Origin of the sequence: Sorangium sp. So ce1335 (assembly GCF_051521615.1) — a bacterium.
Classification (GTDB): domain Bacteria; phylum Myxococcota_A; class Polyangia; order Polyangiales; family Polyangiaceae; genus Sorangium.
The window spans coordinates 8,052,628-8,070,769 of record NZ_CP150363.1 but is presented as its reverse complement, the minus strand read 5'-3'; the positions used below and the strand labels follow the sequence as shown (position 1 = coordinate 8,070,769).

General features: G+C 71.3%; 15 protein-coding genes. 6 read left to right on the top strand and 9 right to left on the bottom strand.

Annotation, left to right across the window (positions count from 1 at the left end; translation table 11 throughout):
- Window positions 1–41 precede the first annotated feature (41 nt).
- Window positions 42–866 carry a hypothetical protein gene (locus tag WMF24_RS29635; protein ID WP_437730776.1) on the top strand — a complete coding sequence of 275 codons (825 nt, stop codon included), beginning with the start codon at window positions 42–44 and terminating at the stop codon, window positions 864–866.
- 37 nt (window positions 867–903) lie between these two features.
- Here the strand turns inward: WMF24_RS29635 and WMF24_RS29630 are convergent, their stop codons facing one another.
- Complete coding sequence (locus WMF24_RS29630) at window positions 904–1,548, bottom strand: SRPBCC family protein (protein WP_437730775.1); 645 nt, start codon at window positions 1,546–1,548, stop codon at window positions 904–906.
- Between the two features lie 408 nt (window positions 1,549–1,956).
- On the opposite strand from WMF24_RS29630, the gene pgm reads away from it, so the two are divergent.
- Window positions 1,957–3,603 (top strand): phosphoglucomutase (alpha-D-glucose-1,6-bisphosphate-dependent), encoded by a 1,647-nt coding sequence (gene pgm, locus WMF24_RS29625; RefSeq protein ID WP_437730774.1) that lies wholly within the window; start codon window positions 1,957–1,959, stop codon window positions 3,601–3,603.
- Window positions 3,604–3,707: 104 nt separating this feature from the next.
- On the opposite strand, the gene WMF24_RS29620 is transcribed toward pgm, so the two are convergent.
- The 5 genes from WMF24_RS29620 to WMF24_RS29600 form a co-directional block, all read right to left on the bottom strand.
- Window positions 3,708–5,300, bottom strand: coding sequence for a caspase family protein (locus WMF24_RS29620; protein WP_437730773.1), 1,593 nt, complete (start codon window positions 5,298–5,300; stop codon window positions 3,708–3,710).
- Window positions 5,297–6,094 (bottom strand): DUF4384 domain-containing protein, encoded by a 798-nt coding sequence (locus WMF24_RS29615; RefSeq protein WP_437730772.1) that lies wholly within the window; start codon window positions 6,092–6,094, stop codon window positions 5,297–5,299. Before WMF24_RS29615 ends, WMF24_RS29620 begins: the two co-directional genes overlap by 4 nt.
- On the bottom strand, window positions 6,091–6,609 hold the full coding sequence (locus WMF24_RS29610; RefSeq protein WP_437730771.1) for an RNA polymerase sigma factor: 519 nt from the start codon (window positions 6,607–6,609) through the stop codon (window positions 6,091–6,093). Before WMF24_RS29610 ends, WMF24_RS29615 begins: the two co-directional genes overlap by 4 nt.
- A gap of 39 nt (window positions 6,610–6,648) precedes the next feature.
- The gene (locus tag WMF24_RS29605) at window positions 6,649–7,344 is read right to left on the bottom strand and encodes a hypothetical protein (RefSeq protein WP_437730770.1); all 696 of its coding nucleotides are present in this window, start codon (window positions 7,342–7,344) and stop codon (window positions 6,649–6,651) included.
- Between the two features lie 153 nt (window positions 7,345–7,497).
- Complete coding sequence (locus tag WMF24_RS29600; protein WP_437730769.1) at window positions 7,498–9,834, bottom strand: DNA polymerase II; 2,337 nt, start codon at window positions 9,832–9,834, stop codon at window positions 7,498–7,500.
- 325 nt (window positions 9,835–10,159) lie between these two features.
- On the opposite strand from WMF24_RS29600, the gene WMF24_RS29595 reads away from it, so the two are divergent.
- Window positions 10,160–10,918, top strand: coding sequence for a DUF4142 domain-containing protein (locus tag WMF24_RS29595; protein ID WP_437730768.1), 759 nt, complete (start codon window positions 10,160–10,162; stop codon window positions 10,916–10,918).
- Window positions 10,919–11,136: 218 nt separating this feature from the next.
- Here the strand turns inward: WMF24_RS29595 and WMF24_RS29590 are convergent, their stop codons facing one another.
- The gene (locus tag WMF24_RS29590; RefSeq protein WP_437730767.1) at window positions 11,137–12,306 is read right to left on the bottom strand and encodes a zinc-dependent alcohol dehydrogenase; all 1,170 of its coding nucleotides are present in this window, start codon (window positions 12,304–12,306) and stop codon (window positions 11,137–11,139) included.
- Between the two features lie 2 nt (window positions 12,307–12,308).
- The gene (locus WMF24_RS29585; protein WP_437730766.1) at window positions 12,309–13,055 is read right to left on the bottom strand and encodes a hypothetical protein; all 747 of its coding nucleotides are present in this window, start codon (window positions 13,053–13,055) and stop codon (window positions 12,309–12,311) included.
- A 363-nt stretch (window positions 13,056–13,418) separates the two neighbouring features.
- Between WMF24_RS29585 and WMF24_RS29580 the strand changes: the two genes are divergently transcribed.
- The 3 genes from WMF24_RS29580 (at window position 13,419) to WMF24_RS29570 (ending at window position 17,148) form a co-directional block, all read left to right on the top strand.
- The gene (locus tag WMF24_RS29580) at window positions 13,419–14,273 is read left to right on the top strand and encodes a CIA30 family protein (RefSeq protein WP_437730765.1); all 855 of its coding nucleotides are present in this window, start codon (window positions 13,419–13,421) and stop codon (window positions 14,271–14,273) included.
- Between the two features lie 254 nt (window positions 14,274–14,527).
- The gene (locus WMF24_RS29575) at window positions 14,528–16,051 is read left to right on the top strand and encodes a sugar ABC transporter ATP-binding protein (protein ID WP_437730764.1); all 1,524 of its coding nucleotides are present in this window, start codon (window positions 14,528–14,530) and stop codon (window positions 16,049–16,051) included.
- A complete protein-coding gene (locus WMF24_RS29570; protein ID WP_437730763.1) occupies window positions 16,048–17,148 on the top strand; it encodes a sugar ABC transporter permease in 1,101 nt (366 codons plus the stop codon). Before WMF24_RS29575 ends, WMF24_RS29570 begins: the two co-directional genes overlap by 4 nt.
- Window positions 17,149–17,202: 54 nt before the next feature.
- Here WMF24_RS29570 and WMF24_RS29565 read toward each other — a convergent pair whose 3' ends face one another.
- Window positions 17,203–18,087, bottom strand: a complete 885-nt coding sequence (locus tag WMF24_RS29565; RefSeq protein WP_437730762.1) for a hypothetical protein — start codon at window positions 18,085–18,087, stop codon at window positions 17,203–17,205.
- Between the last annotated feature and the right edge of the window lie 55 nt (window positions 18,088–18,142).

The window sequence follows — 18,142 nt, the reverse complement described above, 5'->3', positions numbered from 1 at the left end:
CGGCGGTGGACCGCGCCGGCGCGGCGGTGATAGGAGAGGACATGGGGAAGAGGCGCGCAGCGTGGGTGTGGGCGGCGTGGACGCTCGCAGCCGGCGGGTGCACGACGCTCGCGGGGCTGGACGACACCTATCACCCGGTGGAAGGAGCGGGCGGCGCGTCCGGCGCGACGGGCGGCGCGTCGTCGGCCACGGCCAGCGCGGGGCCGGGCGGCGGCGGGCCGGTCGTCCCCGCGGACGTCGAGCTGATCGACGACATGGAGGACGGTAACGGCGCCATCGAGGAGGCGGGGGGCAGGGTCGGCTACTGGTACAGCTTCAATGATGGAACGGGCACGCAGGCTCCCCCGGTCTACACGGAGGAGATGCCTGTCGGGTTCCTCCCCGAGGAGCTCATGCCTCCGCGCGGTCAGAGCACGATGGCGGTGCACACGCTCGGGTCCGGCTTCACGCAGTGGGGCGCCGGGGTCCGCTTCTCGCTGAACCGCCCCGACACGGCCGTGCTCCCCTACGACGCGTCGGCGTACGCCGGTATCGTGTTCTGGGCAAAGCTCGGCGACGCGGGCGCGGTGCCGACCATGACGGTCAGCATCTCGGACACGGTCTCGCAGCCCGCGGGCGGGATCTGCGACGAGTCGGCGGGAGAGGGCGATCCCGATCGGTGCTTCGACCACTGGTCCCACGTCGCGAGCCTCGGCGCGGAGTGGTCCCAGGTCGTGATCCCCTTCGAGGGGCTCGCGCGCGAGGGCTGGGGCGCCGAGCCCGCCGCGCAGGCCATCGACCTCGCGGCGCTCTACGCGATCGAGTTCCGGTTCGGGCAGGGCGAGGTCTTCGACGTCTACATCGACGATATCGGCTTCTACAGGTGACCGCCTGAGACCGGCCTCGAGCCGACGCCGCGCCCGGTCAGGGGGAGAAGCGGGCGATCACGTTCGCGAACTCCTGCGCGACCACCTGGCTCAGCGGATCGAAGGAGACCCCTTCCGACATGCGGAAGTTCCGCACCCAGACGAGCTCCGTGCGGTTGCCGCAGGCGCGGAGCGTCAATGTGGATTCGAGCTCCTCGATCCCGAGGGACGGCTCGATCAGCCGATACTCGAACCGGTGCTCGTGATGGTCGCGCGTCACGACGAGCAGCCGGATCAGGCCACCATCGAGGATGAAATTCAGCTCGTCGCCCACCGACTTGCCGTTGCCAACGACCCACTGCAGGTCCGTGGCATTCGGCAGCGCGATCTCGAAGAAGCGCTCGAGAGAGCCCAGCTTGGCCCAGACCTTCCCGACCGGAGCGTCGAGCAGGACCTGCTGCTCGGAACGATAGCGGTCCGGCCCGGTGACGGTGATGACCGATTGGGTGGGCACGTCGCAGTCGCACCCGAGCGCGAGCGACTGTTCAGCCGTCTCCTCCGCGGTCGCCTCCAGGGCGCACCCCGCGACAAGCAAGCTCCCGCCCACGATGCCCGCCACGCAAGCGGCGTTCTTCAGTCGTGAAATCACTGTGGTACTCCCTTCGATAGCGAGCCCCGGCGCCATCGTGCCCGCAAGGGTCACGCGTGCGCTCGTAGAGGGCACGACCCCTGGCCACATCGCGCGCCGACCGATGGCGAAGCGTGTGGACCGAGGTTTCCTGGATGTTCAAGAATCGGGTGAGAACGGTAACATATGGAAAGTATTGCGCAATAGCTGAACGTCTGCTCGGCGGTCCTCCTCCGGCTCCGGGCGCATGCGCGACAGCCGATCTCACGGCGGCGTCGGATTCGTGCCTGTCGAGGCGCCGTGACGCGCCATGGAGCGCCCGGACCGTCGGGCGCAGCGCTCCCCGGTCGAGCGGCCGGCGCGGCCGCCCCCGCCGGCGCGGTCGCCCGCAGGCAGGGGCGCGCGCCGGCGCGGCAGGCGGCGCGCCCCCGGCGCCTCGCGCGGGGCTTTGCTCGTCGGGCGCGCTCGACTATTGCGGAGGCCATGGCGCTCCACCCCCTCGCTGGCCGTAAAGCCCCGCCCGATGTGCTGATCGATCCCGACAAGCTGCGCGCGCAGTACTACAGCGAGCGCCCCGACCCGAGCGACCCGCAGCAGCGCGTCGCCTTCGGCACCTCCGGCCACCGCGGCTCGGCCGCGCGGCGCAGCTTCAACGAGGCGCACGTCCTCGCGGTGGCCCAGGCCATCTGCGAATACCGCGCGAAGCAGGGCACGACGGGCTCGCTCTACCTCGGCATGGACACGCACGCTCTCTCGGAGCCGGCGCAGCGCTCCGTCATCGAGGTCCTCGCGGCCAACGGCGTCGACGTCCTCATCGCCGAGCGCGACGGCGTCACGCCGACGCCGGTCATCTCGCACGCGATCCTCACCCAGAACCGCGGGCGCACCTCGGGGCTCGCGGACGGCGTGGTGATCACGCCCTCGCACAACCCGCCCGACGACGGCGGCATCAAGTACAACCCGCCGAACGGCGGGCCCGCCGACACCGCCGTCACCGGCTGGATCGAGGACCGCGCCAACGAGCTGCTCCGCGGCGGCAACGCAGACGTGAAGCGCATGCCCTACGAGGCCGCGCTCCGGGCGCCGACGACCCACCCGTACGACTACATCGGCTCCTACGTCGCCGACCTCGGCAACGTCGTCGATCTCGAGGCCGTGCGCGGCGCGAAGCTGCGCCTCGGCGTCGACCCGCTCGGCGGCTCGAACATCGCGTACTGGGGCCCGATCGCCGAGAAGTTCGGGCTCGATCTGACGGTGGTGAACCAGGCCGTCGACCCCACCTTCGGCTTCATGCCCCTCGATCACGACGGCAAGATCCGCATGGACTGCTCGTCGCCCCACGCGATGGCGAACCTCATCGCGCTCAAGGACGACTACGACATCGCCTTCGGCAACGACGCCGACTCGGATCGCCACGGCATCGTCACGCGCAGCGCCGGGCTGATGAACCCGAATCATTACCTCTCCGTGGCAATTTTTTATCTCTACCAGAACCGCCCGCACTGGCGGTCCGACGCGGCGGTGGGCAAGACGCTCGTGTCGAGCAGCATGATCGACCGGGTGGCGAAGCACCTCGGCCGGCCGCTGCGCGAGGTGCCGGTCGGCTTCAAGTGGTTCGTCGACGGGCTGCTCGACGGCTCGCTCGGCTTCGGCGGCGAGGAGAGCGCGGGGGCCTCGTTCCTGCGGCGCAACGGGCAGGTGTGGTCGACGGACAAGGACGGCATCATCCTCGACCTGCTCGCCGCCGAGATCCTCGCGCGCACGGGCCGCGACCCCGCGGAGCACTACCGCGACCTGACGGCGCGCTTCGGCGCGCCGCTCTACACGCGCATCGACGCGCCGGCCACGCCGGCCGAGAAGAGCGTGCTCAAGAAGCTCTCTCCCGACGCCGTGCGCGCCACGACGCTCGCGGGCGAGCCGATCGTCGCGAAGCTCACGCGCGCGCCCGGCAACGGCGGCGAGATCGGCGGGCTCAAGGTCGTCGCCGAGAACGGCTGGTTCGCCGCGCGGCCCTCGGGCACCGAGGACGTCTACAAGATCTACGCGGAGAGCTTCAAGGACCAGGCGCACCTCGACCGCGTGCTCGACGAGGCGCGCGCGATGGTCGCCGACGCGCTGTCGGCGAAGTGAGCGCGGGCGCGCCAGCGCGGCGCCGCGTGCGCCACGTGCGCCACGTGCGCCACGTGCGCCACGTCAAAAGCGCACCGCGCTGACGTGGCGCCGGCGCGGCGCGCTCAGAAGCGCTTGCCGAGCCCGGCGAGCGGCCGCACGGCGAACGCGGCGCGGATCGAGCCGCCCCCCTCGGCCCCGCGCTGCGCGCGCTGGAAGAAGTAGGTCTGGGCGTCGACCTGGCCGAGCAGATAGAACCCCGAAGGGAGATCGGCCGACAGGCCGAGCCCGGTGCCGAGGAAGCCCACGATGCTCGTCCGCGGCGCCGCGACGCCCCGCGTCTCGAACGCCTGGTGAAAGATCCCCGCGCCGGCGCCCACGCCGAGATCCAGGGTCACCCCGGGGAAGTCCCACGCGTGGGCGACCCGGACCTCGACGTCGAGCTGATCGCGGCGCGCCCGCAGCGCCTCGTTCTCGAAGCCGCCGCGGCAGGCGCTCAGGCGCGGCATCACGCTGAGCTGGCGGAGCTCCAGCGTGTAGCCCGCGAAGACCCCGTGACAGGGCGACTCGCCCTCGTCGAACGCCGTGCGCAGCCGGTAGCCCGCCTGCACGCCGTGCGCGGCGTCCGCGCCCTCCTGGCCCTTGCGCACGAGGCGCGCGTACTCCGCCCTGGAGAGCATCCCGTCCTCCACACGAAGGGTCTTTCCCGCCTCGACCGCGACCTCGCCCTCGAGGAGGAAATCCTGCCCGCGCCCCCGCACGAAATAGCGCCCTGACTTCACGCTGAGCCGGCGCGACACGTCGGTCGCTGCGACCTCGGCCACGACAGGGCCGTGGCTGCCGCCCGCCATGAGCAGGTACGTCCTGCCGGCGGGCAGCTCGATCGTGCCGCGGTGCGCGGCGCGCGCGGGCAGCGCGGTGAGGGCGAGCTTGCCCTGGCCGCGCAGCTCGTACCGGAACGTCGGGTGCTGCGTCCCGGCCAGCGTCCGGCTCGTCGCGCGGATGGTGGCCTCCGAGACGTGCCGATAGGCCTCGTCCAGCGTGACAACCTCGTTGCCGTCGTCGTCGGCCGCGCCCAGCAGCCCCGACGTGAGGTAGTGCGTGAAGAACGATCCTCCGAGCGCGTCCGACTCCTGCGCATCCTCGTTCGCCGAGCTGGAGGTCAAGAACACGACCCCCTCGCCGGCGAGGCGCGCCTCGGTCCTGACCGTCAACGGCGGCGCGACCGTCCCGCCCTTGACGCGCGTCAGGGCGCCCGAGCGGCAGGCGTCGAGGATGACGAGCCGGAAGTGCGCCGCCGAGCCGCGCGCGAGCTGCTCCAGCTCCGGAAGATCCATGAGCGTGTTGCCCAGGTGGAGCGCGCGGGCGTCGCCGTGGCCCGAGTAATAGACGACCAGCACCGCCTCGACGCCCCCGCCGGTGATGTCCTGGCGAATCCGGCTGTTCATCGAGATCAGGGCGCGGCGCAGCGCCCCGGCGTTGCCGCCGCGCAGGAGCGTCACGTTCGACGGCGGAAAGCCGCCGAGCCCCACGAGGACGTCGTGCATCTTGAGCGCGTCGGCCTCGGCATACCGCAGCTCGACCTCGCCCCGGAGGCCGGCGTTGTTGCCGGCGATGACCGCATACCGCTCGACGCGCGCGAGCGCGGGAGACGCCGCGAGCAGCGCCGCGCAGGCGAGGGCGAAGGCGACGAGCCTCGACGCGAGGGCGCGGATCACGGGGCCGCCCGCTTGTCGAGCGAGACGCGATCGACGCGGCAGCCCGCGGGCGCGGGCGGGCGCTCCGGCGCGGACTCCAGCGCGGCGCGGAGGGGCTCGAGGGCGACCGGGGCGTCGCAGAACAGGCCATAGAGGACCTCTGCGCCGAGCGTCCCGTCGAGCACGACGCTGCTCGGCAAAGGCACGCCCTCGCCGGGCTGGATCGGCGCCGCGACGTCGCCCGCCGGGTAGTAGATGCTCCCTTTGCCGGCGCCGTCGACGCTGAGCAGGGCGAAATACCCGGCCTCCGCGGCGGAGTAGGTGAACTGGAGCCGGTCATCCGGGTGGACCACCTCGCCCGGCCCGCCCGGCGAAACGACCTCTCCCCGCGCGACGTAGAACCCGATCCGGCCGCCGGCCCCCTTGGTGCGCGTGCCCTGCTCCGCGGGCGCGAGCGTGGCGCCCGGGGCGTCGCCGCGCGGCGGCGCGGGCGGCGCGGGCGGCTGATGGACGAACAGGGCGGCCGCGAGGACGGCCGCGGCGCCGAGCGCCGCCGTGACGGCAGGGAAAAGGGACCGCGCGAGGGGCCGCCGGGCCGCGGGCGCTGCCGCGGGGAGGCGCAGCGGGGGAGGATCGGCGAGGAACGCGGCGCGCCCCGCCTCGAGCGCGGCGAAGCGCGCGGCGCACCGCGCGCAGCCGTCGAGGTGCGCGCGCGTGGCTTGCTGCTCGGCCGACTCGAGCTCCCCGGCGAGCAGCCGGTCGAGGCGCAGGTCCGACGGACAGCCTTCGGGGCGAGATCTCTCGAAGGGGATCATGCAGGCCTCTTTACGTGGGATTCCGGGGCTTCCAGCGCTTCCGCCCACCGCTTCACGCGCGCGAGGAGGTCGCCCACATGCCGCCGCGAACAGCCCATGATCGTCGCGATCTCCTCGTGGGTGCTCTCATCGATGTAGTAGTAGATCGCCGCCTGAGCCAGCTCGTCCGGGAGCTCGGCGAGGAGCCGCGCGGCCTGCACGGTCTGCTCCGCGCGCGGGGCGTCGACGTCGCGCGGCGGCATGCCCGACCCGAGCAGGCGCGCGCGGTTCTTGCGGTCGCGGATGCGGTTGAGGCAGCGGTGCGTCGTGGCGCTGTAAAGCCATGTCGCCGGCGAGCTCCGCTGCTCGAACTGCCCGGGGGACTGGACGAGCGACAGGAACACCTCCTGCAGCACGTCGCGCGACTCCTCCTCCGAGCCGAGCAGCATGCGGGCCCTGCGGAGCACGTGGTGCCCGTGGGCCCGGTAAAGCCGCTCGACGTCCAGCCCGCTCTGCACGGCGGCCGACGCTACCATCGAAACCACATCCGCGACATGGCCTGACGCGCTGGGCGCTCACCAGAGGTTCGCGGCGGTGAACTGTCTGGGCGGCGCTATCCTGATGGTCACCTCGGAGTCGAACTCCTCCGGGTTGGGCACGAGGCGGTCGTCTGCGTCTCCGCCTTCTGCGACTCCGCAGCTCCTCGGGTCTGGCGTCGCCTTGCAGTCGTCGTAGGCCTGCAGCTCGGCCTCGGTCATGGGGGCCCACTTCATCAGGTGGTATCCGGCCGAGAGCGCGCCGCCAAGGAACCGCTCCGACTGGGTCCCCGGCTGGACGTCGGTCTCGACATAGACCAGCATGTACTCCTCGGCGAGGCCGGCAATGGAGGCGGGGTCGACGTTCGGGTCCAGGCCCTCCTTGACGACGGCGATGTACCCGGTGCTGAACCGGCTCTCCGAAGGCCGCGCGCCACCCAGCGTGAAGTCGTTCAGCACCTCGGCGGGGGGCGGCACGTTGAGGTCGATCCTGAACTCCGCTGGAAAGCTCCCGATCACGGGCGCGATGTCGATGTGCGAGAAGTCGTTGACCAGGAAGTTGTAGTTGAGGATGGCCGTGTACAGACCGCTCGTGTCCACGCCGCCCTCGTCGACGATGGCGCCCTGGATCGTGGCGAGCGGCTCGCCGCGGTACTCGGGATCGACCTGCGCATCGCAGGCCAGGAGAAGGAACGACGAGGCGGCGACGGCGGAGACGAAAGGCAACCTGTTCATGCTGGGACTCCCTTGTTGAAGGACCGCCGTTGGGACCGTGAGCCCCCCGTTTCGGGCACGCGGCGCGCGTCGAAATCTTGCTCCCCGCGCCGGCGGGGTTCCATCACCGCTGCAATATTTTAGCCCGGCTCGCCTCGTAGGCGCAGCGCCGGCTCAGAACAGCGAGAGCTGCCGCTTCGCGCCGGTCATCGCGTCGAAGTCGGGCCCGCCGAGCCACCGCAGCACCGAGTCCGCGATCGGCTTGAGCTGCTGCGACACGTAATGGTCGTAGTCCGGCGGCGCCGTCGTCTGGCCGACCGGCTCGGGGCCCGCGCGCGTGATCACGTACGCCACGATCCGCCCCGCCTCGCCGATCAGCTTGCGGGCCGCCTTCACGTGCGGCGGCGTCGTCTTCGTGTAGGCGCCGAGCGGCTTCCGCAGCGCCTTCTTGTAGACGAGCTCCGCGTCGAAGCGGCCCGCGCGCAGATCCGCCACGAAGGTCCGCACGAAGCCCTCGACCGGGCGGTCGTGGAACACGAGGTCGAGCAGCTCCCGCTGGAAGCGCCGCGCCACGGCGCTCGCGTCGCGCCGCACCGCCTCGAGCCCGACGATCTCGAGCTTGCCGCCGCCGTCCCCGGCGACCAGGCCCGCATACCGCTTCTTGCTGCCCTGCGCGGCGCCGCGCAGCTCGGGCAGGAGGAAGCGCGCGTAGACCTTCTCGAACTCGAGCTCCAGCCGGCTCTCGCACCCGAAGGTCCTCGCGATCTCGGCGGCGACGGACGCCGAGACGGCGTCGCGGAGCTCCTCGGCGCGGGCGACGGCGCGCGCGGCGTCCGGCTCGCCGATGTCGACGAAGAGCGAGTCGGTGTCCCCGTAGAGGACGCGGTGTCCGGCCTTGCGCACCGTCTCCGCCGTCAGCCGGATGACGTGCTGGCCGGCGCTCGTGATCGCGTTCGCGACGGCCGGGGAGAACAGGCGCGACGCCTGGGAGCCGAGCACGCCGAAGAGCGAGTTCATGAGGATCTTGATGGCCATCGCGCCCCGCTCGTCGCCCGCGCGCCGCGCCTCGGCCCGCTCGTCCCAGAGCCGCGCGACGAGCTCGGGGAGGATGCCCGGCTCGCCGCGCCGGAACGCCGCGCCCCCCGGCGTCACGATGAGCGCCTCGGGCGGCGCGCCGTCCCCGGCGACGAACGTCAGCGGGTCGATGTTGAAGGTGCGGATCAGGCTCGGATAGAGGCTCTTGTAATCGTAGACGACGATGTTCCGGTACAGCCCCGGCGCCGGATCGAGCACGAGGCCGCCGGCGATCTCGACCTCTCCGTCCGGCGCCTCGCTCGACACCGAGGGCGCCACCTTGCCGCGGGCGCGGAGCGCCGGCAGGTACAGCGAGTCGATCGCGGCGATCTGCGCGCCCACGCGGTCGAGCTGCATGCCCGTGAGCAGGCTCCTCCGCACCGAGAGCTCGACGAGGCCGGTCTTCTCCAGCAGATCCCGGACGAGGCGGGCGTCCTCGAGGTTGTACGCCGCGAGCAGCGCCGGGTCGTCGCGGTACGACGCCTCGATCTGCGCGCCCCGGTCGTCGGACCCGAACAGCTTGCCGCGCCCGAGGATCGTCTGCGCGGCGGTCTCCAGCCGGTAATCCTCGAGCCGCATGAAGGCGCTGCGGAGGAGCGCGAGCCCGTCGAGCACCACGCGCCCCGGGAGGATGGCGCGCGCCTCGCGCGTGAAGCCCGGATCGCGCAGGATCGCGATCTCGTCGGGGCCCCGCCCGAGCGCGCAGGGGAGCCCGGCGCGGCGGCAGTAGCGCTGGAGCGCGGGCAGATCGAAGTCCGGGATGTTCCAGCCGGTGAGGACGTCGGGATCCGCCTCGGCGACGTGCTCGAGGAACCGCTCGAGGACGGCCCGCTCGTCGGGGAGCTGCTCGACGTAGTCGGGCAGGCCGCCGGGCACGGGCTCGTCGCGGACGAGGAGGCAGCGCTCGCCGCCTGCGCCCGCGAGGCCGATGCAGAAGAGCTGCTCGCCGTCGAGGCTCGTCTCGATGTCGAGCGACAGCACGCGCAGCTCCGGTACGAACGTGGCGGGGGCGATCTCGGGGTTACGGTAGACGCGCCCGACGCCGGGGCGGAGCTCGAACGGCCCGGAGACCGCGAACGCCCCGCGGATGCCGCGATCGATGAGGAAGCGGTAGGCGAAGCGCACGTCCGCCTCGAGGCAGTCGGCGCCGGCCTCGGCCAGCCGGTCGCGCAGCGCCGCGGCGTCCCGGGGCAGCGCGACATCGATGCGCAGCACCGGCTCTCCGTCGAGCGTCGCGAGCGCGGCGGGGGAGACCCGGTTGCCCGCGATCCGCCGCGCGATCTCCTCGTCGCTCTCGCGCACGAAGAAGTACGGCCTGAACCTGTCCTCGATGACGAGCGCCGGTGTCCCGTCCTCCATCACCGCGTGGAGATGGATTTCCGGGCATCCGGCGACGACCCGGGTTGTGGGCGTGAGGATGAAGCCGCGGTCAGGCATGGTCGAGCGCGCGAGGGCCTCCGGACGAGCTCATCGCCAGCGCGCGGGGCGGACCGCACCGCGCCGAGCCGCACTTGACCACCGGGGCCGGCCTCCCGCAAGCCCTCCCGCCCCCGCGCGCGGGATTTCCGGAGGCGCGCGCGGCGCAGGTGGGCGGCGCCTGCGCCTCGCGTGCATCGTCGCGTGCCGGGATGAGCAGCGGGGTCCCGCCGATTCCGTCGAGAGCGGGTCCGTCGATTGCTTCACAGCTCCGACGTAGTGACCCGCGGGCGTCCATGGATTGCTCCGTGAAGCGCGCCGCGGAAACCAGGGAAGGGAAGCAACGATGATGCGCCATGATTTCAAGCATCGTGTCGCGGTGATCGCCGCGCTTGCCGCGAGCGTCGTCGGCAGCGCTGCGCACGCGTCCGGCCGGGGTGGGCACGCGCAGCAGATCGCGCAGTTCTCGCCGCAGCAGCAGGTGAGCCAGCAGCAGGTGAGCCAGCAGCAGGTGAGCCAGCAGCAGGTGAGCCAGCAGCAGGTGAGCCAGCAGCAGGTGAGCCAGCAGCAGGTGAGCCAGCAGCAGGTGAGCCAGCAGCAGGTGAGCCAGCAGGGCCAGGAAACCCAGGTGTCCGACGGCGCCCTGGCGGCGGTGATCTCGGCCTCCAACCAGCTCGAGATCACGCAGGCGATGATCGGGCGCAGGCAGGCGCGGTCGCGCGAGGTCAAGGATTTCGCGCGGGAGATGCTGGAGTCTCACAGTCAATCGGAGCGCCGCCTGGGCGCGCTCCTGGTGCGCCTCCGGATCAAGATGGAGTCGACGCGGGTGAGCTCGATGCTCGTCGACCATTCGTCCCTTGTTGCCGCCTATCTCCGCCGGCAGTCCGCCAGGAAGTTCGACGAGGCGTTCATGGCCACGCAGGTCACGACGCACCGATACACCCTGCGAATCCTGGACGAGCGCCTCATCCCGAATGCGAAGGATGGGGCCCTGAAGCAGGAGTTCCAGCGCATCCGCGGCGAGGTGGCCGGCCACCTGGAGCGCGCCCTGGCGATCCAGGCCTCCCTGGCCAAGCAGCAGACCTCCCTCGAGCAAGGCCGCTAGAGCAACAAACGGGTCGAGCCCGCCTGAAACGAGCAGCGCTTCGAACCGCCAAGGCGCCAAGGACGCCGAGATATCGTCTCCTTCTTGGCGTCCTTGGCGCCTTGGCGGTTCATTTCTCGCTCGATCAACGCAATCGTCGTTCTGGCCGCCACGTCCCCCTTTGATCCATCAATCACCGTAGGCCCCCGGCGAGGGACGTCGCCGAGGGCCGGGCGGCCTCAGGGGGCGAACACCGCCCGCATGCACCCCTCTGCGCGCTCCTCGAACAGCCGGTACCCTCGCGGCCCGTCGTCCAGGCACATCCGGTGCGTCAGGAGGTACGACGGATCGACGTCCCCCCGCTGCATCAGATCGAGCATCCTCGGGATGTACCGCGGCCCGTGCTGCTGCCCGGTCCTCACGACGAGCGCCTTGTTCATGAGCGCGCCGAGCGGGATCTTGTCGGCGAACCCGGAATAGACTCCGATGATCGACACCGTACCTCCCTTGCGGCACGCCATGATCGCCTCGCGAAGCACGAGCGGCCGGTCGTTCTGCAGCCGGAGCGCCTGCTTCACCCGGTCGTACGCGTACTGGAGCCCCGCCCCGTCGGCCTCCATCCCCACCGCGTCGATGCAGGCGTCCGGCCCGCGCCCGCCCGTCATCTCGGCGAGCGCCTCCAGGACGTCGACCTCGTCGTAGTTCAGGACCTCGGCCCCGCCGTGCGCCCTCGCCATCGCCAGGCGATCCGGGATCCGGTCGATCGCGATGACGCGCTCTGCCCCGAGCAGATAGGCGCTCTTGATCGCCATCTGACCCACGCCGCCGCACCCCCAGACGGCCACCACCTGACCCGGCCTGATATCGCAGAGCTCCGCCCCCATGAAGCCCGTCGTGAGCGCGTCGGACGCGAACAGCGCGCTCTCGTCGCGCACCCCGTCGGGCACCTTGAACCCGACGTGCTCCGCGAACGGCACGCGCACGTACTCCGCGTGACTCCCCGCGAACCCGCCGAACGCGTGCGAGTAGCCGAAGATCGCCGCCGTCGTGTCCCCGAAGACCCGATCCTCCACCGCGTGGTTCGGGTTCGAGTTGTCGCAGAGCGACCACAGCTCGCTCTGACAGTACACGCACTGCCCACAGCCGATGATCGACGACACCACGACCCGGTCGCCCCGCCGCAGCTTCTTCACCTCCGCGCCGGTCTCCACGACCTCGCCGAGGAACTCGTGACCGAGGATGTCGCCCGCCCTCATCGTCGGGACATACCCGTGGAGCAGGTGCAGGTCCGAGCCGCAGACCGACGACAGCGACACGCGGACGATGGCGTCGTGCGGGCTGAGGATCCTCGGCTCGGGCACCGACTCCACGACGACGTCATTCACCCCGTTCCAGCAGATCGCGCGCATGATCACGTCCTTTCACGGCCTGTCCGGCCGGACGGCTGCCCCACCGTCGTCGGGAGCTCGCCCACCTCGATCCATTGCCTCAGCCGCCGCAGGTCGCCCCGCAGCCGCCGCCTCGGCAGCTCGGAGAGGAGCCTCGCGGCGAGGCGCGCGAGCCGGCCCCTCGGCCGCGCGCCGGGCAGGACCGCCGTGACCTCCGTGCCCCGCTCTCCCGGCGCGGGCGTGAGCGACACGATGCCTTTCCTCGCGCGCGCCCGCCCGCCCGGGCCCGCCGCCCACAGCACCGTCGCGTCCCCCTCGCCCGCGCCCGCCTCCGCGCGATCCACGCCCTGCACGGCGCCCTGCATGAGGCGCCGGACGCCCTCGGCGTCGTGCAGCGCGCACAGCACCGCCGCGCGCTGCCTGCTCACCGTCACGCTGCTCGCGACCCGCGGCTCCGGCACCCCGAGCGCCCGCAGCACCGGCGCCGCGAGCTCCACCCCGAGCGCCGGCCGCTCCTCCGTCAGCCCGGTGAGCCGCTCGTAAACGCGGTAGGCCGCCGTCTCCGCCCGGCTCCAGAGCCGCCGCGCGATTGCCCTGCTCCTCGGCCGCGGCGCGCACGCCGCGCGCTGCCCGGCCGAGGAGCCCTGTCCTCCAGGCGAAGCCGCCTCCGGCTCCGCCGGCGGCGCGCCCTCGCCCCGCGCCCGGTCCGCGGCCTGCTCGCCCCGCTGCGCCGCCGCGCGCGCGCGCAGGTTCGCCTTCGCTCTTCCCATCTTTCCTCCTTCGAGCCTCGCCCCGAGTGCCCGCGGAGGCGTGTTGCAAGCAGGCGGCCAGTCGCGATGATCCAGCCGCTCACGTCGCTCACGCCGCTCACGCCGTTCACGCCGCTCACGCCCAACGATGCTCCGCGCCCTCCATCGCCGCTGCGAGCGGCCACAACGAGGACTTCGCGGCGAAGGCGCGCCCCACGGCACACGAGGAGCGAGATGGATTGCAGTGAGGAGAGAAGATCATTGCGGTGTCTGAACTTCCAGGCGATACTCCGCGCGCCAGGACGTTCTTCAACCCAGATCACATGATGTCCGGCATAAGGCGATACCTGATTAGCCTACGTGTACATACGGAGATGCGAACGTATGAAGACTAGAATTTTCCTGCATGGCTTGAACTTGGTGGTGTGTGGTCTGGCGGTCGCGGCGTTCGCCGCGTGCGGCGACGACGGCGACGGGGGAGCCGGCGGCGCGGGCGGCGGCACCGGCGCCGCCACCTCGGGCTCCGGGAGCCCGACGTCGACGTCCTCGGGGACGACGGACCCTGCCGGCTCGACCTCCGCGTCGACGAGCGCGTCGACCTCGGCCTCGGCGACGACGGGCGCGGGCGGCGGCCCTCAGTCGCTCGACATGATCGACGACATGGAGGACAACGACAACGCGATCAACGCCACCGACGGCAGGGTCGGCTACTGGTACACCTTCAATGACGGGACGGAGGGCGCCACGCAGGAGCCGCCGCCCGATCCGGAGGGCACCGGTGAGACGCCGTTCACGATGACGGCGCTGGAGCCGGCGCGCGGGCAGAGCATGTACGCGGCGCGCTCGTCGGGGTCCGGCTTCGAGGAGTGGGGCGCCGGGTTCGGCTTCGATCTGAACAGCCCCGAGGGGGAGAAGGCCACGTATGACGCCTCGGCGTACACGGGCATCACGTTCTGGGCCAAGGGCAACGCGCGGGGCGCGACCGTCATGATCTCGGACCCGGCCACGGACCCGGCCGGCGGCACCTGCACGGAGTGCGACAAGTGGGCAAAGTCGCTGACCCTCACCGAGGAGTGGCAGCAGTTCACCATTCCCTTCGCGGACCTGAAGCAGGGCGGCTGGGGCGATCCGGCGGGCACGGCGCAGATCGACGCGTCGAAGCTCTACGCGATCCAGTTCCAGGTCGGCATCGCGCCCGAGTTCGACTTCTACGTCGACGATCTCGCCTTCTACAACTGAGCGCCCTCGCGCCGGCCCCCCGAGGGCCCTCTCCCTGAGGGCCCTCATCGACCGAGGGCCCTCGCGTGACGGCCCTCATCCACTCGGGGGCCCTCGCCGTGAGGGCCCTCTTCCACTCTGCGCCTGCGGTCTCCCCGAGGCCGCTCGAGCGGCCGCCCGGGCCGCGCGGCTCCGCTGCGCCAGTGAAATAAGTGCTTGCATCTCGGGCGCGCCCCGGGCAAACGTGGCCGCGCGTCGCACCTCTGCCCAGGACAATGTCTCTCCTCGAGCTCGCATCGATAACGAAGCAGTTCCCGGGCGTGAAGGCCCTCGACGGCGTGTCGTTCGACCTCCGGGAGGGCGAGATTCACGCCCTCTGCGGCGAGAACGGCGCGGGCAAGAGCACGCTCATCAAGACCCTGTGCGGTTACTACCCGGCGGGCACCTACGGCGGCGAGATCCGCTTGAACGGCCGTGTCGTCGAGTTCAGCAACATGCGCAGCGCCGAGGAGCACCGGATCGCGCTCATCGCGCAGGAGCTCGCGCTCGTCCCCGAGCTCACCATCGCCGAGAACCTGATGCTCGGCCGCGAGCCGGTCCGCGGGGGGCTCATCGACTGGGACGCGGTGCGGAGCGAGGCGCGCAAGGCGCTCGATCGCGTGGGGCTCGACGTCGATCCCGAGCGCCCGATCAAGGACCTCGGCATCGGCCAGCAGCAGATGGTCGAGATCGCGAAGGCGCTGCTCAAGGACGCGAAGATCCTCGTCCTCGACGAGCCCACGGCGGCGCTCACCGACTCCGGCGTGAGGACGCTGCTCCGCCTGCTCGACGACCTCCGCGCCCGCGGCGTCTCCTGCATCTACATCAGCCACCGCCTCGAGGAGGTGTTCGAGATCGCCGACCGCATCACGGTGCTCCGCGACGGGCGGTCGATCACGACGCAGCCAAGGACCGACCTCACGCCCGACAAGGTGATCTCGTTCATGGTCGGCCGCGAGGTGACGAACCTCTACCCGTGCCCGCCGCCGCCGGAGGGCCCTGTCGCGCTCTCCGTCGAGCGCTGGTCGGTCGAGGACGCGGGCCACCCCGGGCGGTTCGTTCTTCGCGACGTGAGCTTCCAGGTGCGCGCCGGCGAGGTGCTGGGCATCGGCGGCCTCATGGGCGCCGGGCGCACCGCGCTCGTCTCGACGCTCTTCGGCGCGGCCACGAGCCGCGTCACGGGCTCGCTCTCCGTCCGCGGGGGGCCCCCCACGGCGCCGTTCAGGTCGCCCGCCGAGGCGATCGCCGCGGGCATCGCGCTCGTCAGCGAGGATCGCAAGCGGTTCGGCCTCGTCCTCGAGTCGACGCTCCTCGACAACATCACGCTCGCGACCCTGCGGCGGTTCGTGAAGGGGCTCTTCCTCGATCACGCCGAGCGGGAGGCCACGGCGGTCGAGCAGATGAGGGCGCTCAGGACGAAGACGCCGGGCCCGCTCGCGCTCGCCAACCAGCTCTCCGGCGGCAACCAGCAGAAGATCGTGATCGGCAAATGGCTGATGGCCGGGCCGCGCGTGCTCCTCCTGGACGAGCCGACGCGGGGTATCGACGTCGGCGCGAAGGCCGAGATCTATCAGCTCATCAACAAGCTCGCGATGGACGGGCTCGCGGTGGTGCTCGTCTCCTCCGATCTGCCGGAGCTGCTCGGCATGAGCCACCGCGTGCTGGTGCTCACCCAGGGAAGGATGACCGCCTGCCTCGATCGGCAGGACGCCACGGCCGAGCGCGTGATGGCCGCAGCAACGAGGAAGGTGACGGAATGAGCGAGGCGAAGCTTCGCGTGCGTATCCCCTGGCGTGCCCTCTCGATGGTGGGCTCCCTCATCGCGATCTGGGTCGCCTTCTCCATCACGACGGACGGGACGTTCGTGACGCCGCGCAACCTGACGTTGCTCGCGCGGCAGATGTCGGTGACCTCGATCCTGGCCGTCGGCATGGTGATGGTCATCGTCGCGGGGCAGATCGATCTCTCCGTCGGCGCGCTGGCCGGCCTGCTCGGCGGCGCGTCGGCCATGATCTACGTGAACCTCGGCTGGCCGCTGCCGGCCGCCTTCATCCTGCCGCTCGCGCTCGGCGCGCTGCTCGGGTTCGTGCAGGGCACGCTCGTGGCGCGGCTGCGCATTCCCCCCTTCATCGTCACGCTGGGCGGGATGCTCATCTTCCAGGGCGCGATGCTCGGCACGACGGGCGGCGTGTCCATCTCGCCGGCGCGTCCTTACCTGTTCGTCGGTCAGGCCTACGTGCCGCACGCGCTCGGCTGGGCCGGCGCCGGCCTCCTCTGCCTGGTGCTGCTCTACAAGGCCGCGCGCGCGAAGGGCCCTGCGCGTTTCCCCTGGATCGGGCTCGCCGCGTTCACCATCGCGTTTGCCGCCCTGATGAACTCGTACCAGGGTGTCCCGTTCCCTGTGCTCCTCGTGCTCGTGCTCGCGACAGCGTTCACGGTGCTGGCGAAGCACACGGCGTTCGGCCGGCACCTCTACGCGATCGGCGGCAACCGCGAGGCGGCCTTCTACTCCGGCATCAACATCAACCGTCACCTCATCGCCGTGTTCACGCTGATGGGCGTGATGTCGGCCATCGCGGGCATCGTCCTCACCGCCCGCGTCGGCTCGGCGACCTCGGACGCCGGCCGCATGATGGAGCTCGACGCCATCGCCGCCGCCGTCATCGGCGGCACGTCGCTCCTCGGCGGCCAGGGCACGATCTGGGGCGCGCTGCTCGGCGCGCTGGTGATGGCCTCGCTCGACAACGGCATGAGCCTCATGAACACCGAGAGCTTCTGGCAGCCGATCATCAAGGGCATCATCCTCATCCTCGCCGTCGGCATCGACATGGCGAGCCGCAAGACCCGCGGCCACTGAGCCACCGGGCCACCGCCGCCGGGGCGTCGGTGGGCCCCGGCGGAGGAGCGCGGTCTAGAGCTCGATGCCCGAGTTGATGGTGACCGTGTAGATGCCGTACTTGCCGAGCCCGAAGCCCATCGGCTGGTCGATCGCGAAGAGCACGCCGACGCGCACGAACATGGTGAATTCGACCGGATCGAGGTTGAAGAAGGGCTCCAGGGCGACCTGGGCCTTGTCCGGCTCGGTGAGGAGGAAGGCCTCCTGGACGCGCAGCCCGATGCCGACGCCCTGGTAGCCCACCTGCAGCTCGTTCCCCTGCTCGATGACCAGCTCGCTCGAGTCGCTGCTGAGCGAGAGCGCGAGCGACGCCGTCAGATCGCTGCGTATCTGGACTATCTCCTCGAACTCCATCTCGAGGCCGCCGCGGGCGCGCAGCGGCAGGTGGTTCAGGAATGTTCGGTGCGTATCGAAGAACGCCCGGGCCAGCAGGGAGATGTCCGAGATCTCGAGATCCCGCGCGTCGGGCCACCAGGTGAGCGGCAGCGACACCGACCCCCCGACATACGCGACGAGCCAGGGGCTCAGCTCCCGCGCGGCGTGGCCGCCGACCGTCAGGTTGGCCGCCACGAGCTCCTGTCGGGTGTCCGGGGTGGTCTGCCCGTACCTCAGCAGGGGCGCATAGCCGAGGATCACAGGGATCTCCATGTCGAGGTGGTATCCCTTCGTGAACTCGAACTGGCTGCCGAAGCTGATGATCTGGAGCAGGTGCCGCGGCTGTTCCTCGGTGAGCCCGCGGCTGCGCAGCCGGTTCAGGATGTCGAACCCGAAGGCGGCCCGGCTCGTCATCGATTTCGCCCAGTGTCCCTCGGTGCCCGACAGGCCCCGCTGGGCGTGCGCTTCCGGGCTGGCGGAGAGCGTGACGACGAGGGCCGCGACGGCGGCCGCTGCGGTGCGCATGTGCCGAGCGTATCCGCTTTTCCGGGCCGAGTCCCGCGACGCGCGCCCCCCTGAT